Genomic DNA, 17,138 nt, shown 5'->3' with positions numbered 1-17,138 from the left:
TCTCCGTCTTCAGACGCGCGCCGCGCCGGCGCCGGCTTCGGCGGCCACTTCACGCACATTCAGGGCTTGCGGCGGCAGCGGGTCGTGCGGACGCGTCTCCAGCCAGAATCGGTACATCAGGTTCTTCGCGGTATCGAGGCGGTACGTGCTCGTCGCACGCATGTCCGACAGCGGCTGGTAGTCGCGCTCGAGCGCCTGCATCGCGGCCTGCGCGGTGGCTTCGTGCCACTGCGCGCCATCGAGCACGGCTTCGGTGTGGGTCCCGCGCTTCGGCGTCGCGGCCATCCCGCCGAATGCGATGCGCGGCTCGCGGATCGTGTCGCCGTCCGCGATGAACGCGAACGCCGCGCACACGGCCGAGATGTCCGAGTCGAACCGCTTCGACAGCTTGTACGTGCGGAACTGCAGCTTCGCGCGCGCGCCGGTGCGGGTCGGCACCTTCAGGCCGACGACGAATTCGTGCGGCGCCATGTCCTTCTGCTGGTAGCCCGTGTACAGCGCCTCGAGCGGCAGCTCGCGCACCGTGTCGCCGCCGCGCAGCACGACGCGCGCGCCGAGGGCGATCAGGCCCGGCATCGAATCGCCGATCGGCGAGCCGTTCGCGACGTTGCCGCCGATCGTGCCCGCGTTGCGGATCGGCAGCGACGCGAAGCGCTTCCACATCTCGGTCAGTTCCGGATACGTGACGGCCAGCGCCGCATAAGCCTTCTCGACCGTTACGCCCGCGCCGATCTCGATCCAGTCGTCGCGTTCCACGAGGCGTTGCAGCTCGGCGATCTGGCCGACGTAGATCAGGTCGTCGAGCCGGCGCATCTGCTTGGTCACCCACAGGCCGATGTCGGTGCTGCCCGCGAGAATCCGCGCGTCGGGACGCTCGGCCTTCAGCGCGGCCAGCGCGTCGAGCGTGCGCGGCGCCGCGAAGCGCGCGCCGTTGACCGTCGTGTAGTCGAACGTGTCGTCGCGCTTGAGCGACGCGAGCGTGCGGGCCAGCGCGGCCGTGTCGACCGGCGCCGACGGCGCCGGCGCATCGAACATCTGCACGGCCGCCTCGACGATCGGGCGATAGCCGGTGCAGCGGCACAGGTTGCCGGTCAGCGCATCGGCGATCTCGGTGCGCGTCGGCACGTCCTTCGCCTTCGTGCACGTGGCGGCGCAGCCTTCGTGGCCGTGCTTCTCGTACAGCGCCCACATCGACATCACGAAGCCGGGCGTGCAGAACCCGCATTGCGAACCGTGGCAATCGACCATCGCCTGCTGCACCGGGTGCAGCGCGCCGTCCGGCTGGCGCAGGTCCTCGACCGTGAGCAGCGCCTTGCCGTCGAGCGTCGGCAGGAACTGGATGCACGCGTTGACGGCCTTGAACTCGACCGCGCCGGTGTCGGTCAGCTCGCCGACGACGACCGTGCATGCGCCGCAGTCGCCTTCCGCGCAGCCTTCCTTGGTGCCGGTGCAATGCGCGTCCTCGCGCAGGTATTGCAGCACGGTGCGGGTAACGTCCGCGCCGCTGACTTCGTGGATCGCGTGACGATGGTAGAAGCGGATCGGCTCACTCATGTCTCGATGATTCTTCAAATGGGGGGCAAGGCGGCCTGCGCGGAGCGCCTGACCGACGTTTTTCTGACAGTTTGCACGCTATCACCATCAAATTCCGCAACCCATAGCCCATCACGCATGGGGCCCATATAACTGCCGCGATATGAGCGCCGGGCCCGCCCGGCGCCCTTTCCACACGGTGCGCTGCGGCCGTTCCCGACGCACCCGCCGCCGTCCGCCATCCTCGAAAAAAGGTCGCGATTAACTAAATGGTACCTGCGTGAAAACCGGTTCCATGGGAAAATCCCGATTCCCTTTTTCGCCGTCTTCCGTCCGTTTCGTTCATTCGTTCCGACCCCATGTCCACCGATTCCGCCACACCGCCGCGCAGCGGGTTCGCGGTCACGCTGCAAATCGTGTCCGTCGTCTGCTTCACGTTCATCTGCTACCTGACCATCGGCCTGCCGCTCGCGGTGCTGCCGGGCTTCGTCCATGACGACCTGGGCTTTTCCGCGATCGTCGCGGGCGGCGCGATCAGCGTCCAGTACTTCGCGACGCTCGCGTCGCGGCCGCTCGCCGGGCGCCTCGCCGATACGCTCGGCCCGAAGCAGACGGTGCTGCGCGGGCTGATCGGCTGCGGCGCGTCGGGGGTGCTGCTGCTCGTCGCGCTGCTGCTCGCGCACTGGCCGGCCGCGAGCCTCGTGCTGCTGGTCGCGAGCCGTCTCGTGCTCGGCGTCGGCGAAAGCCTGTGCGGTACCGGCGCGATCCTGTGGGGCATCGGCCGCGTCGGCGTCGCACACAACGCGAAGGTGATCTCGTGGAACGGCATCGCGACCTACGGCGCGCTCGCGCTCGGCGCACCGGTCGGCGTCGCGATCGCGAATACGCTGAACCCGGCGCTGATCGGCGTGATCGTGATCGCGCTGGCCGCGCTCGGCTTCTACCTTGCACGGCTGATCGCTTCGGTGCCGCTCGTGCACGGCGAACGGATGTCATACGCGAGCGTGTTCACGCGCGTGCTGCCGCACGGCCTCGGCCTCGCGCTCGGTTCGGCCGGTTTCGGCTCGATCGCGACCTTCGTCACGCTGTACTACGCGGCGCGCCACTGGCCGAACGCCGCACTGTCGCTGACCGTGTTCGGCACGCTGTTCATCGGCGCGCGCCTGCTGTTCGCGAACACGATCAAGACCTACGGCGGCTTCCGCGTCGCGATCGTGTCGTTCGCATTCGAATGTTCGGGCCTGCTCCTGCTGTGGCTCGCGCCGGTGCCGCACATCGCGCTCGTCGGCGCCGCACTGACGGGCTTCGGCTTCGCGCTGATCTTCCCGGCGCTCGGCGTCGAGGCCGTCGCGCTCGTGCCGCCCGCGAGCCGCGGCGCGGCGCTGTCCGCGTATTCGGTGTTCCTCGACCTGTCGCTCGGCATCACCGGCCCGCTCGCCGGCTATGTCGCGGGCGCGTTCGGCTATCCGCAGGTGTTCCTGTTCGCGGCGGTGGCCGCCGCCGCGGGCGTCGCATTGTCGATGGTGCTGTACCAGCGGCAGGCGCGCGTGGCCGGGACGGGCGCGGCGGCCTGACCACGCTGCGCGTCGCATCGCAGCCGGTCGCGCACATCGCGCCGCCCCCCCAAAAAAACGCCCGCATCGCGCGGGCGTTTTTTTATCCGTTGGCCGGTCCGGCAGCCGCGAGCGTCAATCAGGCCGTCCGCAGAAACAGCCGGCGCGTCAGGTCGAACGCGACGAGGTTGCCGGCCACCACGAGCAGCAGCCCGACCACCGCGAGCGGCGACCACTGGTAGCCCTCGAACACCGTCGACACGGCCAGCGCGACGATCGGGAACAGCACCGTGCAGTACGCGGCGCGCTCCGGCCCGATCCGGCCGACGAGCGTCAGGTACGCGGTGAAACCGATCACCGAACCCGGCACGGCCAGATACACGAGCGCGCCGAGATAGCGCGGGCTCGTGTCGAGCGTGAACGGCATCCCGGCCGCCACGCTGCCGACGGTCAGGATCGCCGCGCCGATCAGCATCGCCCAGCCGTTGGTCACGAGCGGGTGCAGCCCCATCGACTGCATCCGGCTCGACAGCAGGTTGCCGATCGAGAAGCACATCGTGCCCGCGAACGCGATCGCAAGCCCCATCCAGGTCGCATGGTCGTCGAGATGGCCGGCCATTTGCTGCCAGAACAGGCACGCGATGCCGGTCAGCCCGAGCAGCGCGCCGGCGATCGCCGACGGCCGCAGCGGGCGCCCCATGAACAGCCTGCCGTTGATCGAGTTCAACAACGGCGCGGTCGAGAAGATCACCGCGACGAGCCCGCTCGGCACGACCTGCTCCGCATAGTAGAAGCACAGGAAGTTCAGGCAGAACAGCGCGAAGCCCTGCGCGACGAGAAAACGCCACGCTTCGCGCGGCGGGCGCACCGGCCGGCGCATCACGCGCAGCAGCGCGAACAGCACGACGGCCGCGAGCCAGAAGCGCCACGCGATCGACACGGGCGGCGGCACCGAGCCGAGCTGCCACTTGATCGCGATCCAGGTGGTGCCCCAGATCAGCACGGTGACGAAATAAAGCGACAGGTTCATGGCGGCAATCCGGAAAATCGGGTGAATCGGGATCCCGACTATGCCGCCGCGCGGCGCGGGCCGATTGTCCGGAATTGCGGTCTTTTGGGGGACGCCGCACGCGCTGCCGCGTCCCCGCTTATACTCGGCGCATCATGAGCTTCTCCCTCTCCGCCCCGCCCGTCGACCACGCCGCCGCCCTGGCCGGCGGCGATCTGCCGTTCGGCCTGCAGTCGGTCTGCCGCACGCTCGCCGACGCGAACGCGACGCTCGAGCGCTTCGCATGGCTCGGCGACCATCTGGCGATCGCCGAATGGACGCGGATCACCGACGAAAGCGAGACGGTCTACGAGCAGCCCGGCCACCACACGCTGTCGTGCTACCTCGACGGCGGCTACCGGACCGAGCGCCAGCGCGTGCCGCGCTACGGTGCGCCGAGCCTGCTGTGCGCGCTGCCGGGCGACCATGAATCGCGCTGGTGGGTGCGCGGCGAGATGCACTTCATCCACCTGTATTTCCTGCCCGAGCACTTCACGCAGCGCGCGATCCGCGAACTCGATCGCGAGCCGCGCGAGCTGAAGCTCGCCGATCGCACCTATTTCGAGGATGCGCGCGTCGCCACGCTGCTGCGCTCGCTCGCGCTGGACGGCTGGGACGATGCCGACGAGCGGCTGCGCGTGAACGAGACCGCGCACGAGGTACTGAGCCTGCTGCTGCGCGGGCAGAGCACGACGCGCACCGACACGACGTTCCGCGGCGGGCTCGCGCCGGCCGTGCGCCGCCGCGTGCGCGACTATATCGATACGTATCTCACGCAGCCGCTGACGCTCGGCGAACTGGCCGAGGTCGCCGCGCTGTCCGAATACCATTTCTCGCGGATGTTCCGGCTGTCGTTCGGCCGCGCGCCGCATGCCTGGGTGGCCGAGCAGCGCCTCGCCCGGGCGCGCGAGCTGCTGCGCACGACGGCGCTGCCGCTCGCGCAGGTCGCGGCCGACTGCGGCTACGCGAACGCCGGCCACTTCAGCCATCGCTTTCGCGATGCGCACGGCACGACGCCGAATACCTACCGGCGCGCGATGCAGGGCCGCTGAGCGCGGCCCCTTTCCTCGCTTTCCCGCTTACGCGCCGCGCCGGGACAGTTCCTGTTCGAGCGCCGCGACACCGGCCGGCAGGTCGACCGGCACCTTCAGGTCGACCATCGTGCGGCCGAACGCATGCAGCGTGCGGAACAGGTTGTGTTCGCGGCACTGCTCGCCCATCTGCCCGATCCGCACGATCGGCAACCCGAACGAGCCCGAGATCTCGACCTGGTACTGCTTCGAGATGTGGCCGCAGACCATTCCGGGCGTGAGCCCCTCGGGCGTCTCGATCCCGACCACCGAATTGAGCCGGCAGTCCTTCGGCGCGTACAGCTTGAGCCCCATCGACTCGACGCCCGCCTGCAGCGCGAGCGAGCAACGCAGATGGCGCGCGAAGCGGCTTTCGAGCGTCTCCGCGCAGACGAGCCGCAGCGCCTCGTGCAGCGCGAGCACGCCCGACACGGGCGCCGTGTAGTGATAACCGGCGTTGTGCCAGAAGTTCTCCGCGAGCGCCATGTCGAGGCACCAGTGCGCGTTTGGCTCGGTGCGATGCTTCATGCGCTCCCACGCTGCGTCGGAGAAGGCGATCAGCGACACGCCCGGGATCGACGACAGCCCCTTCTGGCCGCCGGTGATCACCGCGTCGATGCCCCACGCGTCCATTTCGAGCGGCATCGTCGACAGCGTGCACACCGCGTCGACGACGACCAGTGCGCCGGCCGCCTTCGCGAGCGCCGCGATGTCGCGCAGGTCGCGGTTCCATACGGTGTTCGACGTCTCGCCCTGCACGATCGTGACGATCTCGGGCCGCTCGCGCGCGATCGCGTCCGCGATCTCGTCGAGGCTCGCGACCGCACGGTCGGCCACTTCGAGCGTCGCGACGTCGGCGCCGACGCGTGTGGCCATCTCGGCCATCCGCGCGCTGAAGAAGCCGTTGCGGATCGACAGCACGCGCGTGCCGCGCCACGCGAGGTTCGAGATCGCCATCTCCATCGCGGCCGAGCCGGGACCCGCGACGCCGAGCACCCATTTCGTGCGGGTCTGGAACACGTAGCGCGCCATCTCCTTCACCTGCTCGATGATCTTCGCCATCGTCGCGCCGAGGTGGTTGATCACGATCGTGTTCGCCTTGGCGACGGCGGCCGGGATCGGAACCGGGCCGGCCCCCATCATCAGCAGCGGTTCTTCGGGCAGGATCGCGTCGAGCGGCACGACGACGGGACAGGGAATCGGCGAGTAATCGATGGACATGGCTGGAAAAAGGTGAGGAAAGGAAGTGCACGGACGCCCGCGGCACTGCGCAGCGAACTCATCGATCATTCCGCGTTCCGCGGCCTCGCGCAAGAGGCACGCACGTCCGGACGGCACGACGGTGGCCCGGTCGCCGGACCGGGCCAGCCGGCCGCGCACCCGTCGCGCAATGCGCTTTCCGAATGAAAAAAGGCGGCATGCCGGTTGTGAAACGGTTCCATTCGGGTTCTGCACACACGATTTTCTCGGTCAATATCACGAAGAGTCGTCGAAGCCGCCGGTTCAACCCGATTCAGCCATCGAGCGCAATCGACCTGCCACCTGATAAAAATTACAGAGGGGAATGCGATACACAAAATCCGGCGTAGAAAAAACATCCACTATTGCGGCATGTATTTAGGGGATCGACTCCTTAATTACTCTGAAAACCCGGCTCAAATCGACCCCAACCGATTGATTAACATAAGAAATATTCGCCATCTCGACGCATATTCCAATAGCGCGACGGTTTTTCCAGACGAGTCGTTGCTGCGTCGCAACGTTAAACCGGTACCCCCGATTTTAATTTTCCGCAACCCGCCCGTTTTCGCAGGTTGACGGATATCGGTCCGGTATTTAACAATTGTCTGCGGAATCGGAAATGGATTTTTCGATACGAAGGAGAACTGGGGGCCGCGCGATGCGCTTTCGAGGTTGCGCGGCGGAAAATCACAATCAAAATCAATCAACCGGGCCAGAAATACGCAAGCCATGAACCAGATTCAGACCATGCGTGTATTCGTCTGCGTCGCCGAGCAGCAAAGCTTCCGGCGCGCGGCGCACCATCTCGGCGTGTCCAATGCACTCGTCACGCGTTCGATCGCGATGCTCGAGGGCCACCTGAACACCCGGCTGATCCACCGCACCACGCGTAACCTGTCGCTCACCGAGGCCGGCGTGCGCTACCTCGAAGGTTGCCGTGCGCTGCTAGAGGAATTCGACCACCTCGAATCGTCCGTCGCACATGCCGTGCGCGAACCGGCCGGCACGCTGCGCGTCGTCGCATCGGGCCTGCTGTCGCCGCTGGCGCTGACGCCGCTTGTCAGCAGCTTCCGGCACCGCTACCCCGAGCTGCGCGTGCAGTTGACCGTTGCCGAGGAGCCGCTCGACGTGCTCGATTCCGGCTACGACGTCGGCATCGTCACCGGCAACCGGCTCGACGGCAATCCGACGCTGATCGGCCATGCACTCGCGCCGAACCCGTTCGTCGCGTGCGCGGCACCCGCCTATCTCGACCGCCGCGGCGAGCCGCGTCAGCCCGACGACCTGCCGGGCCACGACTGGGTCACGCTCGCGGCGCACCAGCACGCGCCCACGTGGCAACTGGTCGGCCACGACGGCGTCGCGCATTCGGTCACGGTACGACCGGCCTGCACGGTCAACCAGCTCGCGCTCGTCCAGGCGGCGGCCGTGGCCGGCGCCGGCATCGCGGTGCTGCCCGAGCCATGCGTGGCCGACGCGCTCAACAACGGCACGCTCGTGCGGCTGATGGCCGGCTACCGGATCGACGATCCGGACACGCAGTTGTCGCTCGTCTATCCGAACCGCCAGTACGTGCCGGCCCGCACGCGCAGTTTCGTCGCGCACGCACTCGACCACTTCAGCGCGCAAACCGCCCGCGACCGGACGGATTACGGCTTCCTGCGGCCGGCGCGCGGGCCTGAACGTGCCGACATCGTCACGGGGCTGCAGTAAACTGCGCGCGTCAGCCTTCGGAGGTGCAGCGTGCGCGTGATCCTGTTCAGCAGCCGGCAGTACGACGACGATTCGTTTGCAGCCGCCAACCGGCAGTTCGGCTATCGGCTGCACTTCCAGCCGTCGCACCTCGACGCGGAAACCGCGATCCTCGCGCACGGCTATGACGTCGTCTGCCCGTTCGTCAACGACACCGTCGACGCAGCCGTGCTCGAACGGCTTGCCGACGGCGGCACGCGCCTGATCGCGCTGCGCTCGGCCGGCTTCAACCATGTCGACCTGGCGGCCGCCGAGCGGCTCGGCATCGCGGTCGTGCGCGTGCCCGCCTATTCGCCGCATGCGGTCGCCGAGCACGCCGTTGCACTGATCCTCGCGCTCAACCGCCGCCTGCCGCGAGCCGTCGCCCGCACCCGCGAAGGCGACTTCTCGCTGAACGGCCTGCTCGGCTTCGACCTGCACGGCAAGACCGTCGGCGTGATCGGCACCGGCATCATCGGCAGCGTGTTCGCGAAGATCGTGATGGGTTTCGGGATGCACGTGCTCGCACACTCGGTGCCGCCGTACAACGACGAACTGATCGCGTTCGGCGCCCGCTACGTCGAACTCGACGAGCTGCTGCATCACGCCGACATCGTCAGCCTGCACTGCCCGCTGCTGCCGTCGACCCACCACCTGATCAACGAACGGACCCTCGCGCGGATGAAGCATGGCGCGATGCTGATCAATACCGGCCGCGGCGGCCTCGTCGATGCGCAAGCGCTGGTCGACGCGCTCAAGAGCGGCCAGCTCGGCCATCTCGGGCTCGACGTGTACGAGGAGGAAAGCGGGCTGTTCTTCGAGGATCACTCCGACCTGCCGCTGCAGGACGACGTGCTCGCGCGCCTGCTGACGTTCCCGAACGTGATCGTCACGTCGCACCAGGCGTTCTTCACGCGCGAGGCGCTGGCCGAGATCGCGCACACGACGCTGCTGAACATCGAGGCGTGGCATGCGGGCGCGCCGCAGAACACCGTGACGGCAAACCGCTGAGAAACGGCACGTTTGACGGTCAGCAGCACGCCCGCAATCGTTTGCTTGTGCCCGCTGCTGCGCACCGCACTCGCCTTCGTCAACAATTCCGTGCTTTGTTTCGGCTGAAGCAACGTTTCGGGCGCGCGGTCTGATATCGTTGCGCCGACGTCCTCCCCTGCCTTTGCCGCTCATGCGTTTCGACGATTCCGACATCGCCGCCGTCTACCGCGCCATTTTCGAACGGCGCGACATGCGCCACTTCACGCCGGCGCCCGTCGATCCGGCCGTGCTCGCGCGCCTGCTGCGCGCGGCGCACCACGCACCGAGTGTCGGCTTCATGCAGCCGTGGCGCTTCATCCGCATCACCGATCCCGCGCTGCGCGCCGCGATCCACGCGCTGGTCGACGCCGAGCGCCGCGCGACCGCCGACGCGCTCGGCGAACGCCAGGACGAATTCATGCGGTTGAAGGTCGAAGGCGTGCGCGAATGTGGCGAACTGCTGGTCGTCGCGCTCGCCGACGGCCGCGAGCGCCACGTGTTCGGCCGCCGCACGCTGCCGGAGATGGATCTGGCGTCCGCTGCGTGCGCGATCCAGAACATGTGGCTCGCGGCGCGCGCGGAAGGGCTCGGGATGGGCTGGGTGTCGCTGTTCGACGTCGATGCGCTGCGCACGCTGCTGCGGATGCCCGACGGCGCGAAGCCGATCGCCGTGCTGTGCGTCGGGCACGTCGACGCGTTCTATACGCAGCCGATGCTCGAAGCGGAACGCTGGGCCGCGCGGATGCCGATCGAAGCGTGCCTGTTCGAAAACGGCTGGGACGATCCGGCCGCGCTCGACGGCGCCGGACCGCTTTCAACGCCGGGCGACACGGCGACGGATCCCGAAACGGACAACACGCCGAACGCGACGCCCGGCGGGTCACCCGAACGCATCGCCTGACGCACGGCCCGGCCGCTGCCATCGTTCCGCCCCCAAACGCGGTCGAACGCGGAAAATCGCCGCCGGATCCCACACTGTGAGCGTCCCGCCGGCCGGCGCGTCGCACGGCGGCAACAACCGTTTTGGCCCCAAGCATAGGGGTTTTCACTGAAGTAGAATCGCGGCTGTCGTTCGCCTTCCCGACCGCCCGTCCCGCGCATCCTGCGCCTGGCTCGAGCGGCATCTTTCCCGAGCCTACCGCGATGCCCTTACCTCTTTTCGCCCTTGCCGTCGCCGCATTTGGAATCGGTACCACCGAATTCGTGATCATGGGCCTGCTGCCCAATGTCGCGCGCGATCTCGGCGTGTCGATTCCGGCCGCCGGGATGCTCGTGTCGGGCTACGCGCTCGGTGTGACGATCGGCGCGCCGATCCTCGCGATCGTCACCGCGAAGATGCCGCGCAAGCGCGCGCTGATGGGCCTGATCGGGCTGTTCATCGCAGGCAACCTGTTCTGCGCGATCGCGCCGGGCTACGCGGTGCTGATGGCCGCGCGCGTCGTCACCGCGTTCTGTCACGGCGCGTTCTTCGGGATCGGCTCGGTCGTCGCGAGCAACCTCGTCGCGCCGAACCGCCGCGCGCAGGCGATCGCGCTGATGTTCACCGGCCTCACGCTCGCGAACGTGCTCGGCGTGCCGCTCGGCACCGCGCTCGGCCAGGCGTTCGGCTGGCGCGCGACGTTCTGGGCCGTCACCGGCATCGGCATCGCCGCGGCCGCCGCGCTCGCGGTGTGCCTGCCGAAGAACCTCGCGATGCCCGACACCAGCATCACGCGCGAATTCAGCGTGCTGAAGCACCCGCAGGTGCTGATGGTGCTCGGCATCAGCGTGCTCGCGTCCGCGAGCCTGTTCAGCGTGTTCACGTACATCACGCCGATCCTCGAGGACGTGACGGGCTTCTCGCCGCGTCAGGTCACCTATGTGCTGCTGCTGTTCGGTCTCGGCCTGACGGTCGGCGGCACGCTCGGCGGCAAGCTCGCCGACTGGCGCCGGATGCCGTCGCTGATCGCGACACTCGCGCTGATCGGCATCGTCCTCGCGCTGTTCGCGGGCACGATGCACGTGCCGTTCGCCGCGCTCGCGACGATCTTCGTGTGGGGCATCCTCGCGTTTGCGATCGTGCCGCCGCTGCAGATCATGATCGTCGATCGCGCGAGCGATGCGCCGAACCTCGCGTCGACGCTGAACCAGGGCGCGTTCAACCTCGGCAATGCAACCGGCGCGTGGCTCGGCGGGATGGCGATCGGCTCCGGCGTGTCGCTCGTGAACCTGCCGTGGGTCGGCGTCGCGATGGCCGTCGCGGCGCTCGCGCTCACGCTGTGGTCGGCGTCGCTCGAACGCCGTCCGGTGGCCGTGCCGACCGAGTACGTGTAATGCAACCCCGTTGCAATCGTTGCGTACGCAACTCCATGCGATCCTGATGGCCTTCATGGACCTTTCAAGGACTGCGGTGTAGCATCCCCGCCGATGAAAGCCATTCTTAATCGCGATTTTCTCGCGCTGATCCTGAGCGTCGCGGTCGTCGGGCTCGGGACCGGCGCCACGCTGCCGCTCACCGCACTCGCACTGACCGAAGCCGGACACGGCACCAACGTCGTCGGCATGCTGACGGCCGCGCAGGCACTCGGCGGCCTCGCGATCGTCCCGTTCGTCACCGCGCTTGCGCGGCACATCGGCTCGCGCCGCGCGATCGTCGTGTCGGTCGTGCTGCTCGCGGCCGCCACCGCGTTGATGCAGTTCACGTCGAACCTGATCCTGTGGGGCGTGCTGCGCGTGCTGTGCGGCGCCGCGCTGATGCTGTTGTTCACGATCGGGGAAGCGTGGGTCAACCAGCTTGCCGACGATTCGACACGCGGCCGCGTCGTCGCGATCTACGCAACCAATTTCACGCTGTTCCAGATGGCGGGCCCCGTCCTCGTAAGCCAGATCGCCGGTGCGACGGGCATCCGCTTCGCGCTGTGCGGCGCGCTGTTCCTGCTCGCGCTGCCGACGCTTGCGACGATCCGGCGCGCGCCGCTCGCCGGCGACGACGCGCATCACGAAGCGCACGGCCGCTGGCTGGACATCCTGCCGCGCATGCCGGCGCTGATCATCGGCACCGGCTTCTTCGCGCTGTTCGATACGCTCGCGCTGTCGCTGTTGCCGCTCTACGCGATGGATCACGGCGTCGCGAGCGCGACCGCCGTGCTGCTCGCGTCGATCATGCTGTTCGGCGATACCGCGATGCAGTTCCCGATCGGCTGGCTCGCGGACAAGCTCGGCCGCGAACGCGTGCATCTCGGCGCCGGCTGGATCGTGCTGGCCGGCCTGCCGCTGCTGCCGTTCGTCATCGCGAATCCGTGGCTGTGCTGGCCGCTGCTGTTCGTGCTCGGCGCGGCGGCCGGCAGCATCTACACGCTGTCGCTCGTCGCGTGCGGCGAACGCTTCCGTGGCGCGGCACTCGTCACCGCGAGTTCGCTCGTGTCGGCGTCGTGGAGCGCCGCGAGCTTCGGTGGCCCGTTGGTCGCAGGCGCGCTGATGGAGCAACTGGGCAGCAATGCGCTGGTCGGCGTGCTGGTCGCCTGCGTCGCGGCGTTCGTCGCGGCCGCGCTGTGGGAACGCCGCACCGCGTTGCAACGCGCGGTCTGATACGGATCGACGAAATGACAACGGCCCGCATGATGCGGGCCGTTTTGCATTGCCGGGCCACCGTGCGCTACGCGCGACGTCTCGCGCGTGACGCGTTACGCATTCTGCGCCGGCAGGATCTTGCCGGCACACGTGCCGAAGCCGACGCGATAGCCGTCGCCCTGGCACCACCCGGCGAGTGTCAGCTCGTCACCGTCCTCGATGAACGCACGGCTGCCGCCGCCGCTCAGCGCGACCGGCTCCTTGCCGTTCCACGTCAGTTCGAGCAGGCTGCCGAACGAATCCTTCGTCGGCCCGCTGATCGTGCCCGAACCCATCAGGTCGCCCACGCGCGTGTTGCAGCCCGCGACCGTATGATGTGCAAGCTGCTGCGCCATCGTCCAGTACATGTGCTTGAAGTTCGTCCGGCAGATCGACGTCGCTTCGGCCGCGCCTTCGGCGCGCAGCGTCACTTCGAGCGCGATGTCGAATGCATGCCTGCCCGCGTGCTGCAGATACGCGAGCGGCTGCGGCGACTGTTCCGGCTGCGCGGTGCGGAACGGTTCGAGCGCGTCGAGCGTGACGATCCACGGCGAGATCGTCGTCGCGAAGGTCTTCGCGTTGAACGGCCCGAGCGGCACGTATTCCCACTGCTGGATGTCGCGTGCGCTCCAGTCGTTCAGCAGCACCATCCCGAAGATATGCGCTTCCGCGTCCTCGCACGCGATCGGCTCGCCGAGCGCGTTGCCCTGCCCGACGATGAAGCCCGTCTCCAGTTCGATGTCGAGCTTGCGGCATGTGCCGAACACCGGGCGCTCCTGGTCGGGCAGCTTCAGTTGGCCGTTCGGGCGCCGCACTGGCGTGCCGCTCACGACCACCGACGACGCACGGCCGTTGTAGCCGATCGGCATCTCCGACCAGTTCGGCAGCAGCGCATTCTTCGGGTCGCGGAACATCGAGCCGACGTTGGTCGCGTGCTCCTTCGACGAATAGAAATCGGTGTAGCCGGGAATCTCGACCGGCAGATGCAGGGTCGCGTCGCGCCGTGCGACAAGCACCTGCGCGCGCAGCGCCGCATCGTCACGCAGAATCGGGTTGTCGCGCGAGAACAGGCCGGACAGTTGCACGCGCACGCTGCGCCATGCGTCGCGGCCGAGCGCGATGAATGCGTTCAGTGTCGGCGCGGCGAACACATCGGCGCCGGCCGGCAGCGTCACGAGGCCCGCGCGCGCGAGCGCGGCGAGATCGACGATCTGGTCGCCGAGCGCCACGCCCGCACGGCGCGCCGCCTGCTTCGCATCGCTGAAGATCCCGAACGGCAGGTTCTGGATCGGGAAATCGCAGGCGGGATCGTTCGCGGTGTCGACCCAGCTCTTGCGAGCCGGGTCGAGCGTCGCGCGCCAGTCTTGGGTATCGCTCATCGTTGCTCCGGATTGAAGTGTTTCCTGATGCCTTGCCAGCATTCGAAGTAGTCGGCCTGCAGCTGCGCGGTGTCGAGCGCATAGCGCGTCGGCCGGATCAGCGTGCGGGTCTCGAACATGAACGCCATCGTCGCGTCGACCTTGTGCGGCTTCGTCGTGTCGCTCGCGGACGCCTTCTCGAACGTGTCCGCGTCGGGCCCGTGGCCCGACATGCAGTTGTGCAGGCTCGCGCCGCCCGGCACGAAGCCTTCGGCCTTCGCGTCGTACGCGCCGTGCACGAGCCCCATGAACTCGCTCGCGACGTTACGGTGGAACCACGGCGGGCGGAACGTATCCTCGGCCGCGAGCCAGCGCGGCGGGAAGATCACGAAGTCGATCGTGTCGACGCCCGGCGTGTCGCTCTGCGACTGCAGCACGAGGAAGATCGACGGATCGGGATGGTCGAAGCTGATCGAGCCGATCGTGTTGAACAGGCGCAGGTCGTATTTGTACGGCGCGTAGTTGCCGTGCCACGCGACGACGTCGAGCGGCGAATGGCCGATATCCGCGCGCCACAGGCGGCCGTTCAGCTTCGCGATCAGCTCGAACGCGCCTTCGCGGTCTTCGTACGCGGCCTGCGGCGTCAGGAAGTCGCGCGGGTTCGCGAGACCGTTCGAGCCGATCGGGCCGAGATCCGGCAGGCGCAATTGCGCGCCGAAGTTCTCGCAGATGTAGCCGCGTGCGTCGCCGTCCGGCAACGTGACGGCAAACCGCACGCCACGCGGGATCACCGCGATCTCGAACGGCTCGACGTCGACCCGGCCGAATTCGGTCGCGATGAACAGGCGCCCCTGCTGCGGCACGATCAGCAGTTCGCCGTCCGCGCTGTAGAAGAAGCGCTCCTGCATCGAGCGGTTCGCCGCATACAGGTGGATCGCGCAGCCGTTCATCGCGGCGGCCGAGCCGTTACCGGCCATCGTCACGAGCCCGTCGACGAAATCGGTCGGCTCGGCCGGCATCGGCAGCGGATCCCAGCGCAGCTGGTTCGGCGGCGTCGGCGGCACGTCGGCCGAATCGCCGAATTCCGACACGAGCCGCTGCGGGCCCGCGTACGGCTCGAACGGCCGGTGCACGGCGGCCGGACGGATGCGGTACAGCCACGAGCGACGGTTGTGGCCGCGCGGCGCGGTGAACGCGGTGCCCGACAGTTGCTCCGCGTACAGTCCGTACGGCGCGCGCTGCGGCGAGTTGCGGCCGTGCGGCAACGCACCGGGCAGTGCCTCGGTGGCGAATTCGTTCCCGAAACCGCTCAGGTAGCCGGCGGTTGCCGGTTTCGACAGGTCAAGCGTCATCGTTTCCTTTCTCCCTCAATTCATCGCGGCATTCGGCGCCTGCACGCCGTTGCGCCGCGTCACACCGGCGAGCCCGAGGACGAACAGCGCCGAGCACAGCACGGGCACCGCGGCCGCATGGAACAGCGCGCCGTTCGACCAGTTGAGCGCAATCAGTTGCCCGCCGACGAGCGGCCCGAGCACCGAGCCGATCCGGCCGATGCCGAGGCTCCAGCCGATGCCCGTCGAGCGCAGCGACGTCGGGTAGTACTGGCCCGCGAGCGCGTTCACGGCCGGCTGCCCGCCGACCACGCAGAATCCGCCCGCGAACACGACGACCAGCAGCCACGGCAGCGCATGCGCGACCGAACCGATCAGCCCCACCGACACGGCCGCGCACGCGAAGCACACGAACAGCACGCGCACGAAGCCGTAACGTTCGATGAACCAGCCGAGCGACAGCGTGCCGACCACGCCACCCGTTTGCAGCACCGTGCCGACGATCACCGCCGTGCCCGGCGAATAACCGGCATCGCGCATCACGGTCGGCAGCCAGTTCGACAGGAAATACAGATCGATCAGGTTCATGAAGCTGATCGCCCACAGCAGCAGCGTGACCGGCAGGCGGCCGTGGCTGAACAGTTCGGCGACCGGTGCGCCGCTCGCCGCGCGTTCGCGCACGACGATGCGCGTGTTCGCATCGATGCCGGCTTGCGGCGCGAATCGCGCGAGCCAGTCGCGCGCCTGCGCGACACGCCCTTTCAGCACCAGGAACTGCAGCGACTCGGGCAGCCGCGCGACCATCGCGATGGTCAGCACGAGGGGCACCGCGCCGCCGACGAAAAACACCGAACGCCAGCCGAATGCCGGAATCAGCGCGGCGCTGATGAAGCCGCCGATCGCCGCGCCGAGCGTGAAGCCGCACGACACGATCATCATCCGCTTCACGCGATGCGCGGCCGGGCTGAACTCGCCGACCAGCGCCATCGCGTTCGGCATGATGCAGCCGAGGCCGAGCCCCGTGACGAAGCGCAACGCCATCAGCACCGGGATCGAACCCGCAAACGGCGTCGCGAGCATCGTCACCGCGAAGAACAGCGTCGAGCCGATCAGCACCGGGCGCCGCCCGATCCGGTCGGCGAGCACCGACAGCCCGAGCGCACCGAGCAGCATCCCGAACAGGCTCGCGCTGAACACGGGGCCGAGCGCCTGCTTCGGCACGCCCCATTCGGCGATCACGCTGGGCGCGACGTAGCCCATCGCCTGCGCATCGAACCCGTCGATCACGAGGCACAGCCCGCACAGCACGAGCAGCATCCAGTGAAAGCCCGGGCGATGGGTCTCGTCGATCACGCGCTCGACTTCGAGCACGCGCGCGTCGGCCGGCGCCGCGCTCATTGCGCCACCTCGGCGGCCAGGTACACGGGCGGCGTCACGCCCTGGCGCGCGAGCGCCATCGCTTCGCGCAACACGTCGGCATCGCCGATCTGGTTCGCGAGCAGCAGGATCAGCTTCGCGTTGACGAGCTGGCTGTCGGCGTCGGACAGGTCGCGATGCATGTCGATCAGCGCTTCGTAGAACGCGTCGGGGTCGGCCAGGCGCGGGCGGGTGTCGAGTGAGGGCATGACGGGTCTCCGGTGTCTTTGTCGTAT

At 68.2% G+C, this 17,138-nt stretch carries 14 protein-coding genes; 7 read left to right on the top strand and 7 right to left on the bottom strand.

The annotated features are described in order from the left end of the window. Positions 1 to 9: 9 nt before the first annotated feature. A complete protein-coding gene (gene xdhA, locus ACWMMN_RS03990) occupies positions 10 to 1,554 on the bottom strand; it encodes a xanthine dehydrogenase small subunit (protein ID WP_486422994.1) in 1,545 nt (514 codons plus the stop codon). 338 nt (positions 1,555 to 1,892) lie between these two features. Here xdhA and ACWMMN_RS03985 point away from each other — a divergent pair, with 338 nt between their 5' ends. Further along, positions 1,893 to 3,107 carry an MFS transporter gene (locus tag ACWMMN_RS03985; RefSeq protein ID WP_059235865.1) on the top strand — a complete coding sequence of 405 codons (1,215 nt, stop codon included), beginning with the start codon at positions 1,893 to 1,895 and terminating at the stop codon, positions 3,105 to 3,107. 118 nt (positions 3,108 to 3,225) lie between these two features. Here ACWMMN_RS03985 and ACWMMN_RS03980 read toward each other — a convergent pair whose 3' ends face one another. After that, complete coding sequence (locus ACWMMN_RS03980; protein ID WP_059235867.1) at positions 3,226 to 4,116, bottom strand: DMT family transporter; 891 nt, start codon at positions 4,114 to 4,116, stop codon at positions 3,226 to 3,228. 134 nt (positions 4,117 to 4,250) lie between these two features. Between ACWMMN_RS03980 and ACWMMN_RS03975 the strand changes: the two genes are divergently transcribed. Further along, positions 4,251 to 5,186 (top strand): AraC family transcriptional regulator, encoded by a 936-nt coding sequence (locus ACWMMN_RS03975; protein WP_256085622.1) that lies wholly within the window; start codon positions 4,251 to 4,253, stop codon positions 5,184 to 5,186. Between the two features lie 27 nt (positions 5,187 to 5,213). Here the strand turns inward: ACWMMN_RS03975 and ACWMMN_RS03970 are convergent, their stop codons facing one another. Further along, positions 5,214 to 6,425, bottom strand: a complete 1,212-nt coding sequence (locus tag ACWMMN_RS03970) for a pyridoxal-phosphate-dependent aminotransferase family protein (protein ID WP_059235871.1) — start codon at positions 6,423 to 6,425, stop codon at positions 5,214 to 5,216. A gap of 750 nt (positions 6,426 to 7,175) precedes the next feature. Here ACWMMN_RS03970 and ACWMMN_RS03965 point away from each other — a divergent pair. The 5 genes from ACWMMN_RS03965 (at position 7,176) to ACWMMN_RS03945 (ending at position 12,776) form a co-directional block, all read left to right on the top strand. Next, positions 7,176 to 8,159: a LysR family transcriptional regulator gene (locus tag ACWMMN_RS03965; protein WP_059235873.1), complete on the top strand. Its 984-nt coding sequence runs from the start codon at positions 7,176 to 7,178 to the stop codon at positions 8,157 to 8,159. A gap of 30 nt (positions 8,160 to 8,189) precedes the next feature. After that, entirely contained in the window at positions 8,190 to 9,188 is a 999-nt protein-coding gene (locus tag ACWMMN_RS03960) for a 2-hydroxyacid dehydrogenase (RefSeq protein WP_059235876.1), read from the top strand. A 172-nt stretch (positions 9,189 to 9,360) separates the two neighbouring features. Beyond that, a complete protein-coding gene (gene bluB / locus ACWMMN_RS03955; protein WP_059235877.1) occupies positions 9,361 to 10,110 on the top strand; it encodes a 5,6-dimethylbenzimidazole synthase in 750 nt (249 codons plus the stop codon). 242 nt (positions 10,111 to 10,352) lie between these two features. Next, a complete protein-coding gene (locus ACWMMN_RS03950; RefSeq protein ID WP_059235879.1) occupies positions 10,353 to 11,522 on the top strand; it encodes an MFS transporter in 1,170 nt (389 codons plus the stop codon). A gap of 93 nt (positions 11,523 to 11,615) precedes the next feature. Continuing rightward, positions 11,616 to 12,776 carry an MFS transporter gene (locus tag ACWMMN_RS03945; RefSeq protein WP_059235881.1) on the top strand — a complete coding sequence of 387 codons (1,161 nt, stop codon included), beginning with the start codon at positions 11,616 to 11,618 and terminating at the stop codon, positions 12,774 to 12,776. Between the two features lie 95 nt (positions 12,777 to 12,871). Here the strand turns inward: ACWMMN_RS03945 and fahA are convergent, their stop codons facing one another. Genes fahA through ACWMMN_RS03925 form a run of 4 tightly spaced genes read right to left on the bottom strand, consistent with a single transcriptional unit; the run spans position 12,872 to position 17,111 of the window. Then, positions 12,872 to 14,176 (bottom strand): fumarylacetoacetase, encoded by a 1,305-nt coding sequence (gene fahA, locus ACWMMN_RS03940; protein ID WP_486422993.1) that lies wholly within the window; start codon positions 14,174 to 14,176, stop codon positions 12,872 to 12,874. Beyond that, the gene (gene hmgA, locus ACWMMN_RS03935) at positions 14,173 to 15,507 is read right to left on the bottom strand and encodes a homogentisate 1,2-dioxygenase (RefSeq protein WP_340623835.1); all 1,335 of its coding nucleotides are present in this window, start codon (positions 15,505 to 15,507) and stop codon (positions 14,173 to 14,175) included. The genes fahA and hmgA overlap by 4 nt, the downstream gene beginning before the upstream one ends. Before the next feature lie 15 nt (positions 15,508 to 15,522). After that, entirely contained in the window at positions 15,523 to 16,884 is a 1,362-nt protein-coding gene (locus ACWMMN_RS03930; protein WP_340623834.1) for an MFS transporter, read from the bottom strand. Next, positions 16,881 to 17,111, bottom strand: a complete 231-nt coding sequence (locus ACWMMN_RS03925; RefSeq protein ID WP_486422992.1) for a DUF2783 domain-containing protein — start codon at positions 17,109 to 17,111, stop codon at positions 16,881 to 16,883. Before ACWMMN_RS03925 ends, ACWMMN_RS03930 begins: the two co-directional genes overlap by 4 nt. Positions 17,112 to 17,138 lie beyond the last annotated feature (27 nt).

The sequence above is a fragment of the Burkholderia cepacia complex sp. TUM26381 genome, assembly GCF_057439935.1.
This window is presented reverse-complemented; position numbering and strand designations above follow the sequence as displayed.